Origin of the sequence: Rothia kristinae NBRC 15354, from assembly GCF_001570865.1 — a bacterium.
GTDB lineage: Bacteria > Actinomycetota > Actinomycetes > Actinomycetales > Micrococcaceae > Rothia > Rothia kristinae.
On the sequence record NZ_BCSM01000024.1, the window covers coordinates 1 to 15169 of the forward strand.

The window sequence follows — 15169 nt, forward strand, 5'->3', positions numbered from 1 at the left end:
CCCGGAGCCTATATGAGCAGATCGGCGGGCACGCGGCCTTCCAGCGGCTCACCCGGGAGTTCTACTCCCGGGTGGCCGCGGACCCGGAGTTCGCCGCGATGTACCCGGAGGAGGACCTGGAGCCGGCCCGGGTGCGCCTGGAGATGTTCCTGGAGCAGTACTTCGGCGGGCCCACCACCTACGGGCAGCTGCGCGGACACCCGCGGCTGCGGATGCGCCACGCCCCCTTCCGCATCGACTCCGCGGCCCGGCAGACCTGGCTGCGATTCATGCGCGAATCCCTGGACACCCTCGAGCTGCCGCCGATGCTGGACGGGCTGATGTGGGACTACTTCCAGCGGGCCGCCGTCGCGATGACGAACACCCCCGGATAGCCGGTCACAGGGAGGCGGCGGGGCGGGCCAGCAGGTGCCCCGCCCGGTTGGACAGGCGCCGCCACGGGCCCTGGGCGTGCACGACGACGTCGCCGCCGCCGAGGAAGCCCAGCGCCTTGGCCCCGAAGGCCGCACCGGCCACGAAGCCGCCGGGCTGCTCCACGGTGCCCCAGATCCGCGAGCGCACGGTGCTCAGCACCGCCGCCCCCGCCTGGGCCGGCAGGGCCTGCTCCACGGCCCGGCTGCCCTGCCGGGCGAGCTCCTCGAGCCGCTGAGCAGAGACCGTGCCGCACTCCTTCCAACCCGAGGTGCCGGGGATCGCCCCGGACCAGGCGGCCCGCACGGTGATCGGGGGCAGGGCCAGCGCCGCCCCGGCCCGGTCCACGCGGGCCATCCGATCCAGCACGGCCGCCGCCTGCACCGTGGCATCGGCTCGGGAGGGTTCGGACAGGTGCACGGCCCGCATGCCCAGGACCGTGGGCACCTGCTCCAAGAGGGTCTCCCCGCTCATCACGGGCACCCACACGGCCAGGACCGAGCCCACGGCCTGCAGGCGCACCGCGGCACCCTCGTCCAGGGCGCGGGCCCGGGAGATCAGAGTGGCCAGGTCCCTGGCCTGCCGGGGATCGGCCAGCCGCAGGACGGGGGCCGTGGACTGCTCGGGGGTGGGCCGGTCAGCGGCGGGGGCGTCGTCGTTCATCCTCCCCACCCTAGTCCGGACCCGCCGCGCGGGTGGGGCTGGGCGGTGGGGCTGGGTGACGAGGCGTCGCGGCTACGATGGGCGGATGAGCGAAGTCGATGACTCGGGTGCCCCCGCCGATCCCTCGGAGGCCACCGCGAAGCTGCTGAGCATGTTCCGCCTGGCTCCGGAGGAGCCGCTGCGCACCACGGAGGACGTCTTCGTTGGACGCACCGTGGGACCGGAGACCCCGCGGGTCTACGGCGGGCAGGTGCTGGCCCAGTCCGCGATCGCGGCCAGCCGCACCGTGGCCGAGGACCGGCCGATCCACTCCCTGCACGGGTACTTCCTGCGTCCCGGGGATGTCACCCAGCCCATCACCTTCGGCGTGGAGCGGATGCGCGATGGCCGCTCCTTCTCCGCCCGCCGGATCCACGCCTACCAGGAGGGGCGGGTGATCCTGTCCTGCCTGGCCTCCTTCCAGGTCCCCCAGCCGGGGCTGGAGCATCAGGAGCGGATGCCCGAGGGCGTGCCGGCCCCGGAACAGCTGCCCAGTCCGCGGCAGCTGCTGGCCGACGTCGACGATCCGCGGGCCCGGCGCATCGCCTTCGGGCGTCCCTTCGACCTGCGCTACGTCTCCGAGCCGATCTTCCTGGCCCCCGCCGGGGCCCGGGAGGCCTCCACCGCGGTGTGGTTCCGGACCTTCGGGCGGCTGCCGGATGATCCGGTGATCCACCGGGCCGCGATCGCCTACGCCTCGGACTACACGCCGATCGAGCCGATCCTGCGCCGGCACGGGAAGTCCTGGACCGAACCGGGCCTGGCCGCGGCCACCCTGGATCACGCGATCTGGTGGCATCGGGAGGCCAGGGCCGATGAGTGGCTGCTGTACACCCAGCATTCCCCGAATGCCTCGGGTTCCCGGGGGCTGGCCTGCGGGAGGATCTTCGACCGCACCGGGCGCCTGATCGCCACGACGACGCAGGAGGCGATGATCCGACTGCCGGAGTGAGCCCCCGCCTGGCCTTATCCACCGAAGACGCCGATGGCGCCTGCCCCCGCGTTCTCGGGGACGGGCGCCATCGGCGTGGTCAGGTGCCGCTAGTCGCGGGTCAGGCGGCGGTGGGTGACCCGGTGCGGGCGGGCGGCGTCGGCGCCGAGGCGCTCGACCTTGTTCTCCTCGTAGGACTCGAAGTTGCCCTCGAACCAGTACCACCGGTCCGGGTGCTCCTCGGTGCCCTCCCAGGCGAGGATGTGGGTGGCGACCCGGTCCAGGAACCAGCGGTCGTGGGAGACGACCACGGCGCAGCCCGGGAACTTCAGCAGCGCATCCTCCAGGGAGGAGAGGGTCTCCACGTCCAGGTCGTTGGTGGGCTCATCCAGCAGCAGCAGGTTCCCCCCCTGCTTCAGGGTCAGGGCCAGGTTCAGGCGGTTGCGCTCACCGCCGGAGAGCACCCCGGCCTTCTTCTGCTGGTCCGGGCCCTTGAAGCCGAACGCGGAGACGTAGGCGCGCGAGGGCATCTCCACCTGGCCGACCTTGATGAAGTCCAGCCCGTCGGAGACCACCTCCCACAAGGTCTTCTCCGGGTCGATGTTCTCCCGGTTCTGATCCACGTAGGAGATCTTCACGGACTCCCCGACCTTCAGCTCGCCGCCGTCCAGCGGCTCCAGGCCCACGATGGTCTTGAACAGGGTGGACTTGCCGACGCCGTTGGGGCCGATGACCCCGACGATGCCGTTGCGCGGCAGGGAGAAGGACAGGCCGCTGATCAGCCTGCGCTCGCCGAAGCCCTTCTGCAGGTTCTCCGCTTCGATGACCTGCGAGCCCAGGCGCGGTCCCGGCGGGATCTGGATCTCCTCGAAGTCCAGCTTGCGGGTCTTCTCCGCCTCGGCGGCCATCTCCTCGTAGCGGTTCAGGCGGGCCTTGGACTTGGTCTGGCGCCCCTTGGAGTTGGAGCGGACCCAGTCCAGCTCGTCCTTCAGGCGCTTGGCCATCTTGGCGTCCTTCTTGCCCTGCACCTCCAGGCGCTTCTGCTTGGTGTCCAGGTAGGTGGAGTAGTTGCCCTCGTAGCCGTGCAGGCGGCCGCGCTCCACCTCGCAGATCCACTCGGCCACGTGGTCCAGGAAGTAGCGGTCGTGGGTCACGGCCAGCACCGCACCGGGGTAGGACTGCAGGTGCTGCTCCAGCCACAGCACGGATTCGGCGTCCAGGTGGTTGGTGGGCTCATCCAGCAGCAGCAGGTCCGGCTTCTGCAGCAGCAGCTTGCACAGGGCGACCCGGCGTCGCTCGCCCCCGGAGAGGACCTTCACATCCGCGTCCCCGGGCGGGCAGCGCAGGGCGTCCATCGCCTGCTCCAGCTGGCTGTCCAGGTCCCAGGCGTTCGCGGCGTCGATCTCCTCCTGGAGCTTGCCCATCTCCTCCATCAGGGCGTCGAAGTCTGCGTCCGGGTTCGCCATCTCCTCGGAGATCTCGTTGTACCGGTCCAGCTTGGCCTTGATCTCGCCCACGCCCTCCTGGACGTTGCCCAGGACGGTTTTCTCCTCGTTCAGCGGGGGCTCCTGCAGGAGGATGCCGACGCTGTAGCCGGGGCTCAGCCGGGCCTCGCCGTTGGAGGGGGTGTCCAGCCCGGCCATGATCTTCAGGATCGTGGACTTGCCGGCGCCGTTGGGGCCGACGACGCCGATCTTCGCCCCGGGGTAGAAGGACATCGTGACATCGTCCAGGATGACCTTGTCGCCCACCTTCTTGCGGGCCTTGGACATCGTGTAGATAAATTCAGCCATGCCGTCCAGGCTACTATGCGCGCCAGCGGGCCGAATCGGGTGCCCTAGCCGGCGCGGTGACCGGCGAAGCACCGGCCGTCGGACAGCGCGGGCCCGGTGCTCACGCTCACGGCACCGTCCGGTCGCACGTCGGCCACGAGGCACTGATCCCGGGTCTTCACGGCCGCGTCCACGCTGTCCACGTCCAGCCCGGTGGGGGTGGTGTCCTGTCCGACCTCGACGTCCTGCCCGGACCAGCCGGCCTGCGCGATGCCGGAGCGCACCCGCTCGGCCGTGACCTCCTGGCCCTGCAGCGAACCGGTGAGCACCTCCTGCAGATGCCGGGCATCCTGCTGGAGCGGGTCATCCGAGGACGCCGCTGGAGCGGGGGTCTGCGCAGTCTGCGAGGACCCGGTGTCGGCGTCGGAGCATCCGGTCAGCGCCGTCGTCAGGGCCGTCACGGTGAGGACGGCCAGCACGGCGGCGCTGCGGCGGGTGACGGGCATCGGGGCTCCTGGGCGGGCGGCGTCGGGGACACGGACATTGTGCCACGCCCCGAGGCCTCCCGCCCCGCCCGGTCCTCTCGGACCGCATGGGCCGCATGATCCGCTCGGGTCGGAGCCTCAGCTCATGGCCGCCAGGGCCTCGTCCTCCTCGTCGGCCTCGGACATCCCGGTCGGCTCGGGGCCCGCCGCGCTGTCCGCGCCGGGGTCCTCGTCGGCGTCTCCGGTGGCGGTGCGGCCGGTCTCGGGGGTCGGGTCCGCGGGATCCGCCGGGTCCTCGAGGATCTGCCCGGTCCGGGCATCCACCCACTCCCCGGTCCCCGTCTCCACCTCGGAGGGCAGAGACCCGGCGGAGGCGGGACCGGCGTCCCAGCCGCTGCCGGACTCCCGGGGATCCTGGCGGCGCTCCCCGGGCTGGGGGCCGCTGCTGCGGGCGAAGCTGGCGGTGCCGAAGGCGAGGTCGTGGCCCACGCTGAGGGCCGCGATCTCCACCGTGGAGCGCTTGATGCCGCCGGATTCCCAGGTCTTCACGCGCAGCTTGCCCTGCACGATCACCGGCTGGCCCACCTGCACGGAGGCGGTCACGGTGCCGGCCAGGGCGCGGAAGGCGGTGACGGTGTACCAGTTGGTGTGGCCGTCCTTCCACTCCTTGGCTTGGGCGTCGTACCACCGCGGGGTGGAGGCCAGGCGGAAGGAGGCGACGGCGGTGCCGTTGCCGGGCATGGTCCGGGGGTCGGGCTTGGTGGCGACGAAGCCGCGGACGGTGATCAGGTCGGTCATGGCCGTGTCCTTTCGGGAGGGGCTGGTGCCGGCTCCCGCGGTGCTCGCGGGCGGTCCGGTACCGCTCATCCTGGACCCCTCGGGGTGCGTCCCATCCCCCGCTCCCCCGGATTCGCGGGGCTGCTGTGGATGCCGCCGGGAATCCCGCGGGAGATCCACCGATTCCGGAGCCGAAGGGATCCGGCCGGACGCGCCAGGCGCCGGCGATGACCGAGGGGGATGACCGGCCTCAAGGACGCCGCGCCGCGAAGAAACCGGATGATCTATCGCGTGCTCAGCTCCCGCGCCCAGTCGATGGCCTCCTGCACCAGCTCGTCTGTGAGCCCGGTGACCCGCCGCGGGTCGCGGTGATCCACCCAGGGTGCAGGCACCTCGATGACCCGGTGCGGCTGCGGGACCCGGGTGAGGTGCTCGCGGTCGGCCGGGGAGACGTCGTCGTCGAGCCAGACGAAGGGCCGTCCCGCGGCGACCTCCAGGATCCCGGGGACCTTGGCGGCGTCCACCCGGTCGATGTGGGCGACCGGCCAGGTGGTGGGCAGCCCGAGCTGCGGGGCGATCAGCCGGGGCGCGTCCTCTTCCCAGGTGGTGCCCCAGGCCATCTCGAAGTGGCGCGCCAAGCGCAGCACCCGGTCGCGATCGGCCGGGTCCAGGATCACGGTGAATTCCACGGGCAGGGACTGCGGCACGACGGTGATGCGGCGCAGCCCGCGGCGTTCGGCGAGGTCCGCGGAGACGAAGTGGTTCAGGACCCCGTCCACGTCGAGGAAGGCGAGGGGCCGGGCTGCCGCGGAAGCGCTCATGGCTGGAACCTCCTGCCCCGTCATGCGAACGGCCCGACCGCTGATCCGGTGCCCCAGGAGGGAGTCGAACCCCCGACCAAGAGATTAGAAGGCTCCTGCTCTATCCACTGAGCTACTGAGGCGCGTCCGCCGCGACGGCGGACTCCCCCACCATACCGCGGGTCCCGCCGCCCCGCATGCCGCCCGACCTCGGCCCTGTCCGGTGCCGGCCGGTGTCAGACGACGGCCGCGCCGCGGTGTCGGCGTCGGAAGACTCGCCGGGTGGAGGGGTCCAGGAACATCAGGTACACCGCGTAGACCAGGGCGACGACGATCGCCACGAGCCGCCCCATGTTCAGGTCCAGATCCAGGTAGGGGAACACGTCCAGCTGATCGGAGACGGCCCAGAGCATGAAGAACAGGGTGGTCAGGAAGTAGAAGTCCACGTGCCAGTCCGCCCGGATCCCGGTGGCCGCGAAGAAGGGGATCAGCCAGACCACGTACCAGGCCTGGATCATCGGGTTGAACATCACCACGAAGGCCAGGGCCAGGGTGAGGCGGCGGATGATCGTCTGATCCCGCCCGATCAGCGCCATGATGCCCGCCCCGAGCATGCCGAGCAGCTGCCCGATCTTCTGGATCGCGGACTGCACGTCCCCGCCGGGCCCACCCCACGAGTCCACGAGCACCTTGCCGAGGAAGCTCAGCGCCCCGATGGGCGCGTACCAGATCCACACCCCGCCGGTGGTCTTCAGGCCGTTGATCCAGTCGAAGCCGAACCCGTTCATCCGGCCCATGATCCACAGCTGCGCCAGGCACACCGCGAGGGTGAGAACCCAGAACAGGATCCGCCGCGGCCAGGAGGCGCCGCGCCCGGCCCACAGCAGGCCGATGAACGGCAGGGTGATGATCGCGATCGGCTTCACGGCGATGGCCAGGGTCACCAGGGTGATCCCCCCGATCCCGCCCGCCGTGGTGCGCCATCGGGCGCTGACCCACACCCCGGCCATCATCAGCCCGATCATCAGGGCGTCGTTGTGCGCGGAGATCACGAAGTGCACCAGGAACATGGGATTGGCCAGGCACAGCCAGCAGGCGCGCACCGGGTTGATCCCGTGCATCCGGGCCAGCTTGGGCAGGAAGATCGCGATCAGGGCGACCCCGATCAGGGCCACCAGCCTGAAGAGGTAGAAGGCGACGTCGGGCGAGGTTCCGGCCACCCGCACGACGAGGCCCTCGATCCACAGGAAGACCGCGCCGTAGGGCGGCGGGGACTGGCTCCACAGCGGGTCCGCCCCGGACTGGAAGAAGTTGTTGACCGAGGAGACCCCGGATTCGTACGGGTTCAGCCCGGACTCGTAGACCCGGCCCTGGGCGTAGTAGGAGTACACGTCCCGGCTGAACAGCGGGAAGGAGAACAGCATCGGGGTGACCCAGCACAGGATCGCCAGGGTCACCCACTTCTTCGCCGGGCGCCCCCAGTGGTCGATCTTCTGGCTCAGCCGCAGCCACTCGCGGGTCAGGGCCATCGCCCCGAGGGCGGTCATCACGATGCAGGCGACCACCGCGCCGTCGGTGTAGCGCAGCGCGATGATCACGGGGTCCTGGCGCAGCCGGGAGATGGGGGCCAGCCAGCCGATGCCGAAGGAGCCGACCATCATCAGCAGGGAGCCGATCGTGCCGATGACGATGGTGCGCATCGGGCTGCGCTGCACGAAGCGCGGCTCGGTTCTGGTCCGGGCTGCGGACGCGACGCTCTGGCTCACGTGCTCCCCTGGGTCGGTCTTGCTGGTGCGGTCGGTGCTGGTGCGGGAAAGATGCTCCCGCCCACTGTACCGATCCCCCGGCCTGCTCCGGTGTGTGGCGCCGTCGGGGTGGCGGGGCGATAGATTGGAGGGGTGTCTAAGAATCATGAGCGCATTGTGTGGATCGACTGCGAGATGACCGGCCTGGACCTGGAGAGGGACGCGCTGATCGAGGTCGCGGTGCTGATCACCGACGCGGAGCTGAACATCCTGGATGAGGGTCTGGACGTGCTGATCGCCCCTCCGGAGGGCGCCCTGGAGCAGATGGGCGACTTCGTGCGGCAGATGCACACCACCTCGGGACTGCTGGAGGAGCTGCCCGACGGGCTGAGCATGGCCGAGGCCACCCGGCAGGTGATGGAGCACGTCCGCCGCTACGTCCCGGAGCCCGGCAAGGCGCAACTGGGCGGGAACTCGGTGGGCACGGACAAGACCTTCCTGGCCCGGGACATGCCGGAGCTGATCGAGCACCTGCACTACCGGATCATCGACGTCTCCACGATCAAGGAGCTGGCCCGCCGGTGGTACCCGCGGGCCTACTACCAGGCGCCGGCCAAGACCGGGAACCACCGGGCCCTGGGCGACATCCGGGATTCGATCCAGGAGCTGCGCTACTACCGCGAGGCCGTGTTCGTCCCCCAGCCGGGCCCGGACTCCGAGACCGCGAAGGCGATCTCCACCCGGGTGAGCGAGGCCGACTGAATCCCGGCGTCTGCTGAGCACGACGCCGTCCGGGTACGGTGCCGTTCGAGCGCGCCTCCGACTGAGCCGCGTGCCGCTGTGCGCGGTCTCACGCCCGCCGCGGGCCGTGCTGATTCGCCGACGACGGGCGGGCTCGTGTAGTCTCTTGGATGTTGCCCAGCGGGCCGGAGCGATCCGGAACCCTCCGGGCAGCGATCTTGATGGTGGTCGTAGCTCAGTTGGCAGAGCGCCTGGTTGTGGTCCAGGAGGTCGCGGGTTCAACCCCCGTCGATCACCCCGAAGACAAGGCCCGGATCCTCACGGATCCGGGCCTTCGTCGTCCCCCGCCGCAGGTCTGCTCTCCGTGCCTGCTCGGCACCGACTCAGTCGGCGGCGCCGCGGGCCTGCAGAGCGTCCCCGACGTCGTCGGCGTGGCGCAGGGTCAGCACCAGCACCGGCATGACCCACACCCACGGGGCCAGCCGAACACCCCGGCTGCGCTGGGCCTGGCGCACCTGAGTGACGATCCCGGCGACCTGCCCGATGGAGGTGATCGCCAGCGCCATCGCCAGGCCGACCGCCGTCGGGCTCAGGCCCACCCGGCGCAGCGGACGCAGGCAGGTCTGGGCCACCTCCACCATCTCCTGCACCCGGGTGGTGCGGGTGAGCACCTGCGCCAGCAGCACCACCGTCAGCACCCGGGCCGTATTGCACACCGCGGCCAGGGGCGGGGAGAAGATCAGCTGGGTCCCCACCAGGAAGATCACCAGCACCAGCATCGCCCGCAGGTCCCGCGCCATGATCCGCGCGCTCAGGCCCGCCGCGGCGTAGGCGAGGGCGGGCAGCAGGAAGGCCGCGGCGGCCAGACCCCACGAGTTCGGCAGCAGGGAGAGCACGATGGCGCCGAGGGCGAGGACCAGCAGCTTCAGCCAGGCCGGGGCGCGGTGGATCGGACTGGTACCGGGCAGGTAGAGGCTGATCATCGGCCCGGTTCCTCGAGGCTTCGGTGGTAGCGGGCGATGACCTCGTCCGGCGGCCCCTGGGCCTGAAGCTTCCCGTCGCGGATCAGCACGGCCTCATCGCAGCGAGCGGCCAGGTCCATGTCGTGGGTGACCAGCAGGACCTGGCGGGCGGCCGGGGCCAGCAGCCGGTCGGCGATGATCCGGCGGTGCCGGGCGTCCAGCATGCTCGTGGGCTCGTCCGCGATCACCAGGTCCGGGCCGCCCACCAGCACCGAGCACAGGGCCAGCCGCTGCATCTGCCCGCTGGAGAGGGACTGGCAGGCCCGATCGGCCAGGTCGCTCAGCCCGTGCTCGGCCAGTGCCGCATCCACGGTCTGCCGGATCTGCCCGGTGGTGAGATCCCGGCCGCGCAGGGTCAGGGCCACGTCCTCGCGCACCACGGGCATGATGGCCTGCGCGCCGGGATTGGCGAAGACGAAGCCGACGCACCGACGCAGCCGGCGGCGGTCGGCGACGGCGTCGATGCCGTGCACGGTGACGCTGCCCGCGGCAGGATCCATCAGCCCCGCGATGACGCGCACCAGGGTGGACTTGCCCGATCCGTTCTCCCCGATGACCGCGGTGCGCGCGGCCCCGAGCGTGCAGGTGAGCCCCTGCAGCAGCACCGACTCCCCCTCGGGTCCGTCCGCGGTGACGGTGAGGTCTCGCACCCGGATCACCGGGGGCTGGCCCTCCTCGGGGCGCGCCTGCCCGGATCGCGGGGCGGTGGCCTCCGGTGCCTCCGGGTTCGGTCCGAGCGGTGCGCCGGTTTCCGGGGCGGGGGCAGTCCCACGGGTTGGGTGCCGGTCGGCCCGGCGGCGGCGCAGGAACCTGCTCATCAGGGCTCTCCTCTTCGGGTCATCAGGGGTCTTCTGCCGGGTAGTGCGGGACCGGTGCCGCTCAGTCGCCGCGCTGCAGCAGGACCGCGGCGGCCATCCCGCCGCCGATGGCGCAGGCCGCCGCTCCGAGCGTACCGGGAGGGCAGGCCAGCAGCCGGTGATGCAGCCGCACGAGCACGGCCGCCCCGGAGGCTCCCCACGGGTGCCCGAGGGCCAGCGCTCCCCCGGCGGCGTTGACCCGAGGATCGATCCGCTCCCCGTCGGCCAGGTCGAGATCGTCCAGGGTGGCCAGGACCTGGGCGGAGAAGGCCTCGACGATCTCCAGGGCGCCGAGCCGATCCAGCCCGATCCCTGCCCGGCGCAGCAGCCGCCGCAGGGCGCCGGTGGGTGCCGCCCCCGGCAGGGCCGGGTCCCCTCCGGCCAGGATGCCGGCCCGCACCAGGGTGTGCGGGCGCGCGGGCTGCCCGTCGACGCCGCGCGGGGCGGGGCCCAGCAGTAGCGCGGCCGCGCCGTCGGCGATGCGCGCGGTGTTCCCCGGGGTCACCGATCCGAACCCGGGCCGAGGCTCACCCGTGATCCCGGTCTCCGGCAGGGAGTCGGTATGTCGCGGCGAGGCGCCCCCGGAGGGCGTTCCGGGCTCCGCCGCCTCCGGGACGAGCGGGGCGAAGCGGGCCAGCAACCGGGCGGTCACCGCGCGGGGGCCGTCATCGGCGATGCCGCTGCCGTCGAGACGCTCGGCGGCCAGCAGGTCCGCGTGCTCCAGGGCCAGGCGGTGGCTGCGCTCGGCCAGGGCGTCCTGCCGCTGGCGGGTGATGCCCCGGACACGGGCCAGGTCCTCGGCGGCGTGCACCAGGTCAGGGTCCGGGAAGCCGCGCGGAACCATGGGCGCCTGGCGGTAGGCCACGCCGTCGATCCGGCGCTCCGGGGCGGTGGAGGGGCTCTCCACCCCGCCGGCGGCGATCAGTCCGCCGTCCAGACGGATGCGGTCCGCGGCCTGCTGCACCGCGAGCATCCCGGAGCCGCACTGGGCGTCCACGGACCAGCCGGGGCAGTCCAGACCGAATCCGGCGGCCAGGGCGGCCCGCCGCCCGACGTTCCCACCGGGACCGGTGCAGCTGCCGAGGATCACACCGTCCACCGCCCTCTCCGGCGAGGAGATGCCGGCCGCCGCGGTGAGGCCGGCGAGCAACGGGCCGGCCAGCTGGTCATCGGTGCGTCCGGCTTGGGCGCGGGAGCGCCCGGTGAAGGCGCTGCGGCCCGCAGCGAGCACGGCGACCTCAGGCATGGCCGGCCTCCTCTGCCCGTGATACTTCAATCTCTGGTTGAAGTGAAAGCGAATCATCTGAACCTTCACCTCCGCTTGAACCCTGCGACGGCGTCCAGGGCGGCAGGTCCGCCACCTCGGCCGGGCGCAGCCGCCGGGGTTTGCCACTGGGTGTGCGCGGCAGGGCTGCCGTGAACAGCCACCGGCGGGGGCGCTGGGCGGGATCCAGCCTGCGAGCGCACCACGCGCGCAGCTTCCGCCGGAGTCGCCGTTCGCTCAGCTCCGAAGCTGCCGAGCTCGGCTGGATGCAGGCGGCCACCAGCTGACCCAGCCGCGGGTGCGGCGCTCCGTAGACGAGAGCCCGGTCCACCAGGGGCGAGGCGAGCAGGACGGCCTCCACGGCCTCCGGGGTGACGGTGGCCCCGGCGGTGAGGATGGCCTGATCCTCCCGGCCGCACAGAGCCAGCACGCCGTCCTCGGACAGCCTCGCCCGGTCCCCGACGCTCAGCCAGACACCGTCCTCGGATTCCTCCCGGCGCAGGGTCGAGACGCCGCCGATCAGCTGGCGGGCCGCCTGCTCCGTGCGCACCCACAGCACCCCGCGGCGCACGCGCAGCCGGACGTCGGGGAAGGCCCGCAGACCCGAGCCGTCGTCCACGGCCACCAGGGAGAGCTCGGCCGCACCGTAGTAGCCGAGCACGGCGATGCCCCGCCGCTCGGCTTCCGCCCGCAGCGCGGGGTCCACCCGATCCCCGCCGATCACCGCGACCCGCAGCCGGTGGGAGAACGCACCCTGGGCGTCGAGCAGATCCAGGACCTCGCGCAGGTGCCACGGGGTGCCGTGCAGCAGATCCGCACCCGCGAGATCCTCGGCGGTGATGCGGACTCCGCGCGGCACGCGCAGGCGCATCCCGGAGTGGGCCGCGTGCACCGCGGCGAAGGGACCCATGGAGGAGACGGGATGCACGGGCAGCAGCAGGGTGCGACCGGCGGTCGTGGACCATCCGGCCACCCGGGCGATCAGCCGATCCAGCCCCGGGTAGGCGATCTCCCAGGAGGCCGGGGTGCGCAGCAGGATCTTCGGCGTCCCGGTGGAGCCGGAGGTGCACGCGGCCCAGCCGATGCCCTCCTTCGGGGATGCGGCGGCCGCGCGCTCCAGGATCTGCGCCCGCCGCTGTGGTGACCACCGCTCGTCGCCGATCAGCGGGATGCCGCCGTCGGCCCGCAGGCGCAGGGCCCGCTCGAGCACCTCGGCGTGATCCGCGCCGGTGATCAGGGTGATGCCGGAGGCGGTGGATTCCAGGTGCAGGCTCCCCCGCTCTCCCTCCCGCTGCGGCGCAGGATGGGTGGGCGTCATCGCAGGAACGCGCGCGGGTAGGCCTTCCACAGGCCCGTGGTGATCAGGGTGGTCAGCACCGCCTTGATGATGTCCCCGGGGAGGAAGGCGAAGGAGGCGTAGAGGGATTCGCGCAGGCCGATGCCCAGCCGCCAGGCCTGCACGGGCACCCCGAAGAGGTAGATCACCGCGATGCCGCCGATGAGGCTGGCCAGCAGCACCCGGATCCAGCTGGGCCTGCCGGCGCGGGGCAGGGCGATCAGCCCGACGACGAAGGCCCCCGCGATGTAGCCGATGAGGTACCCGCCGGAGACCCCGGCGAAGACGCCGATACCCCCGCGCCCGCCGGACAGCAGCGGCAGCCCGACGATCACGAGCAGCTCGAACAGCGTCACCGAAGCCGCGCCCCACACCGGTCCGAGCACCGCCCCGGCGAGCATCACGCCGAGGGTCTGGGCGGTGATGGGCACGGGGATGCCGGGCACCGGGATCGGGGCCATCAGACCGAGCACGGCGATGAGGGCGGCGAAGACGGCCACGCGGGCGATGATGTGCGCCGGAGAGAGGGTGCTGCGGCGCCGGGGCGCTGCGGGCTGGCTCATGGGGAGTCCTCCTGGAGTCCTGGCCGGGGGAAGCAACGATTGAACACCGTTCAACATAGCCCCTCCCCTGGTTGGAAGCACCTCCGGAAGGATCGGTGTGACGCAGCCGATACCCCGGGGCGGCCCGGCGGGTGGCATCCCGCGCTGGGTTAGCCTGGTGGGATCGCACGCCCGTGCATCCGCCGTCGTCCCCTCAGGAGCGCCATCGTGACCATCCTGCCCATCGTCATCACCGGGGAGCCGGTGCTGCACCGACCCACCCGGCCCGTCACCGACTTCGGCCCGGACTTCCAGCGGCTGATCGAGGACATGTACGAGACGATGGACGCCGCCCACGGCGTCGGGCTGGCCGCGACCCAGGTGGGGTCGGGTCTGCGCGTGTTCGTCTACGAGTACGCCAACGACGACGCCGCGGACCGCGGCGTGATCGTGAACCCGCGGCTGAGCCTGGGGAAGATCTCCCAGGAGGACCCGGACCCCGAGGAGGAGTCCGAGGGGTGCCTGTCCGTGCCGGGACTGTCCTTCCCGCTGAAGCGGGCCGAGTGGGTGCGCGTGTCGGGTCAGGACGCCCAGGGCGCCCCGCTGGAGTTCGAGGCCCACGGCTGGTTCGCCCGGGTCATGCAGCACGAGACCCAGCACCTGGACGGGCAGCTGTACGTGGACCATCTGAACCGCCGCTGGTCCGCGAAGGCGCGCAAGGCCATCAAGCGCGAGGGCTGGGGCGTGCCCGGCAACACCTGGATGCCCGGCGTCGACGAGGATCCGTTCGGGCACTGACCATCCCCGGCGGACCCGCTAGCCGGCGGCGGGCACGATGACGCTCAGCTGCGCGGTGCCCCGGGTGTCCCGGGACAGCTCCACCCGGTGCTCCCGAGCGAGCAGGTCCGCCAGGGCCTCGGCGTCGGTGGGGTCCTGCCCGGAGAGCAGCAGGCTGCGGGTGATCAGGCCCCGGTAGTGCTTGGCCATGTGGGAGACGACCTTCCGGGTGCCGTCGGGACTCTCACGCTCAGCACGGATCAGCACGGTCTGCTCCGCCGGGGCGGGCCAGGCCGCCTGGTAGCCGCCGGAGCGGCAGTCGATGATCAGCTCATCCGCAGCCCGCGCCTCCAGGACCGGGCTCAGTTCCCCCTTCCACCAGGCGGCCAGGCTCCCCTTCGGGGCGATCTTCGCGCCCATGGACAGCCGGTAGGCGGGGATCCGGTCGGTCGCGGCGATCGCGCCCCACAGGGCCGAGGCGATGACGACGTCGCGCCCCGCCCGCTCCCGGGCGGCCGGGGTCAGGCTCGCGGCGTCCAGGGCGTCGTAGAGCACCCCGGTGTAGACCTGCAGGGCGGGCCCGGCCGGCAGCTCGCGCAGGTGCCGGTTGCGTTCGACCTCGGCGGCCAGGGAGGGCCCGACCTTCAGCAGCTGCCCGGCATCCTCCCGGGCGCTGACCTCCTCGAGTCGGGTCAGGAGGGTCTCGCGGGCCTCGGTGAGCTCGGGGAAGCTCAGGGCCCCGAGATCCACGGGATCGCCGTCGGCGGGCTGGGTCTTGGTCTCGGAGGGCGGCAGCAGGATGAGCATGGGCCCCAGTGTAGAGTGGCCCCCGGACGGGTCGGCCAGACGATCGCGCGGCCCACGCTTCGTGGGTCTCGAGGAAAGTCCGGGCTCCGCAGGGCAGGATGGTGGATAACGTCCACTCGGGGCAACCCGCAGGCCAGTGCCACAGAGAACAGACCACCCGCCGTGCCGCGTGCAGCGGTCACGGCGGGCCAGGGGGAAAA

16 protein-coding genes, 2 tRNA genes and 1 other RNA gene are annotated in these 15169 nt (G+C 72.2%); 6 read left to right on the top strand and 13 right to left on the bottom strand.

From position 1 onward, the window contains the following. On the top strand, positions 1 to 374 hold a 374-nt coding region (locus KKR01S_RS10150; protein ID WP_131800614.1), incomplete at its 5' end, for a globin. Positions 375 to 378: 4 nt separating this feature from the next. Here KKR01S_RS10150 and KKR01S_RS10155 read toward each other — a convergent pair. Next, on the bottom strand, positions 379 to 1074 hold the full coding sequence (locus KKR01S_RS10155; protein ID WP_061225923.1) for a DUF8185 domain-containing protein: 696 nt from the start codon (positions 1072 to 1074) through the stop codon (positions 379 to 381). A gap of 85 nt (positions 1075 to 1159) precedes the next feature. Here KKR01S_RS10155 and KKR01S_RS10160 point away from each other — a divergent pair, with 85 nt between their 5' ends. Further along, a complete protein-coding gene (locus tag KKR01S_RS10160; protein ID WP_058730318.1) occupies positions 1160 to 2065 on the top strand; it encodes an acyl-CoA thioesterase in 906 nt (301 codons plus the stop codon). 89 nt (positions 2066 to 2154) lie between these two features. Here KKR01S_RS10160 and ettA read toward each other — a convergent pair whose 3' ends face one another. The 6 genes from ettA to mptB all read right to left on the bottom strand — a co-directional run bounded on the left by ettA (position 2155) and on the right by mptB (position 7644). Beyond that, positions 2155 to 3837, bottom strand: coding sequence for an energy-dependent translational throttle protein EttA (gene ettA / locus KKR01S_RS10165; RefSeq protein WP_061225924.1), 1683 nt, complete (start codon positions 3835 to 3837; stop codon positions 2155 to 2157). 44 nt (positions 3838 to 3881) lie between these two features. Beyond that, positions 3882 to 4322 carry a DUF6993 domain-containing protein gene (locus KKR01S_RS10170; protein WP_061225925.1) on the bottom strand — a complete coding sequence of 147 codons (441 nt, stop codon included), beginning with the start codon at positions 4320 to 4322 and terminating at the stop codon, positions 3882 to 3884. Between the two features lie 117 nt (positions 4323 to 4439). Beyond that, a complete protein-coding gene (locus KKR01S_RS10175; protein ID WP_061225926.1) occupies positions 4440 to 5099 on the bottom strand; it encodes a single-stranded DNA-binding protein in 660 nt (219 codons plus the stop codon). 263 nt (positions 5100 to 5362) lie between these two features. Next, complete coding sequence (locus tag KKR01S_RS10180) at positions 5363 to 5899, bottom strand: hypothetical protein (protein ID WP_058730322.1); 537 nt, start codon at positions 5897 to 5899, stop codon at positions 5363 to 5365. 49 nt (positions 5900 to 5948) lie between these two features. Further along, positions 5949 to 6021, bottom strand: a tRNA-Arg gene (locus tag KKR01S_RS10185). Between the two features lie 93 nt (positions 6022 to 6114). Beyond that, positions 6115 to 7644 carry a polyprenol phosphomannose-dependent alpha 1,6 mannosyltransferase MptB gene (gene mptB / locus KKR01S_RS10190; RefSeq protein WP_058730323.1) on the bottom strand — a complete coding sequence of 510 codons (1530 nt, stop codon included), beginning with the start codon at positions 7642 to 7644 and terminating at the stop codon, positions 6115 to 6117. A 132-nt stretch (positions 7645 to 7776) separates the two neighbouring features. Between mptB and orn the strand changes: the two genes are divergently transcribed. Together orn and KKR01S_RS10200 are read left to right on the top strand one after the other, a co-directional pair. Continuing rightward, the gene (gene orn / locus KKR01S_RS10195) at positions 7777 to 8385 is read left to right on the top strand and encodes an oligoribonuclease (RefSeq protein WP_081046205.1); all 609 of its coding nucleotides are present in this window, start codon (positions 7777 to 7779) and stop codon (positions 8383 to 8385) included. Positions 8386 to 8588: 203 nt separating this feature from the next. After that, a tRNA-His gene (locus KKR01S_RS10200) sits at positions 8589 to 8661 on the top strand. Between the two features lie 86 nt (positions 8662 to 8747). Here the strand turns inward: KKR01S_RS10200 and KKR01S_RS10205 are convergent. The 5 genes from KKR01S_RS10205 to KKR01S_RS10225 all read right to left on the bottom strand — a co-directional run bounded on the left by KKR01S_RS10205 (position 8748) and on the right by KKR01S_RS10225 (position 13406). Continuing rightward, on the bottom strand, positions 8748 to 9347 hold the full coding sequence (locus KKR01S_RS10205; RefSeq protein ID WP_058730324.1) for an energy-coupling factor transporter transmembrane component T family protein: 600 nt from the start codon (positions 9345 to 9347) through the stop codon (positions 8748 to 8750). Next, a complete protein-coding gene (locus tag KKR01S_RS10210) occupies positions 9344 to 10204 on the bottom strand; it encodes an energy-coupling factor ABC transporter ATP-binding protein (RefSeq protein ID WP_081046204.1) in 861 nt (286 codons plus the stop codon). The genes KKR01S_RS10205 and KKR01S_RS10210 overlap by 4 nt, the downstream gene beginning before the upstream one ends. Positions 10205 to 10265: 61 nt before the next feature. Further along, positions 10266 to 11489 (bottom strand): thiolase family protein, encoded by a 1224-nt coding sequence (locus KKR01S_RS10215; protein ID WP_061225927.1) that lies wholly within the window; start codon positions 11487 to 11489, stop codon positions 10266 to 10268. Next, the gene (locus KKR01S_RS10220; RefSeq protein ID WP_058730327.1) at positions 11482 to 12825 is read right to left on the bottom strand and encodes an ANL family adenylate-forming protein; all 1344 of its coding nucleotides are present in this window, start codon (positions 12823 to 12825) and stop codon (positions 11482 to 11484) included. The genes KKR01S_RS10215 and KKR01S_RS10220 overlap by 8 nt, the downstream gene beginning before the upstream one ends. Then, positions 12822 to 13406: a biotin transporter BioY gene (locus KKR01S_RS10225; protein ID WP_058730328.1), complete on the bottom strand. Its 585-nt coding sequence runs from the start codon at positions 13404 to 13406 to the stop codon at positions 12822 to 12824. The genes KKR01S_RS10220 and KKR01S_RS10225 overlap by 4 nt, the downstream gene beginning before the upstream one ends. A gap of 207 nt (positions 13407 to 13613) precedes the next feature. On the opposite strand from KKR01S_RS10225, the gene def reads away from it, so the two are divergent. Further along, the gene (def, locus tag KKR01S_RS10230; RefSeq protein ID WP_058730329.1) at positions 13614 to 14183 is read left to right on the top strand and encodes a peptide deformylase; all 570 of its coding nucleotides are present in this window, start codon (positions 13614 to 13616) and stop codon (positions 14181 to 14183) included. A gap of 18 nt (positions 14184 to 14201) precedes the next feature. Here def and KKR01S_RS10235 read toward each other — a convergent pair whose 3' ends face one another. Then, entirely contained in the window at positions 14202 to 14969 is a 768-nt protein-coding gene (locus KKR01S_RS10235) for a YaaA family protein (protein WP_058730330.1), read from the bottom strand. A 27-nt stretch (positions 14970 to 14996) separates the two neighbouring features. On the opposite strand from KKR01S_RS10235, the gene rnpB reads away from it, so the two are divergent. Beyond that, positions 14997 to 15169: RNase P RNA component class A (rnpB, locus tag KKR01S_RS10240), an RNA gene on the top strand; the annotation flags it as partial.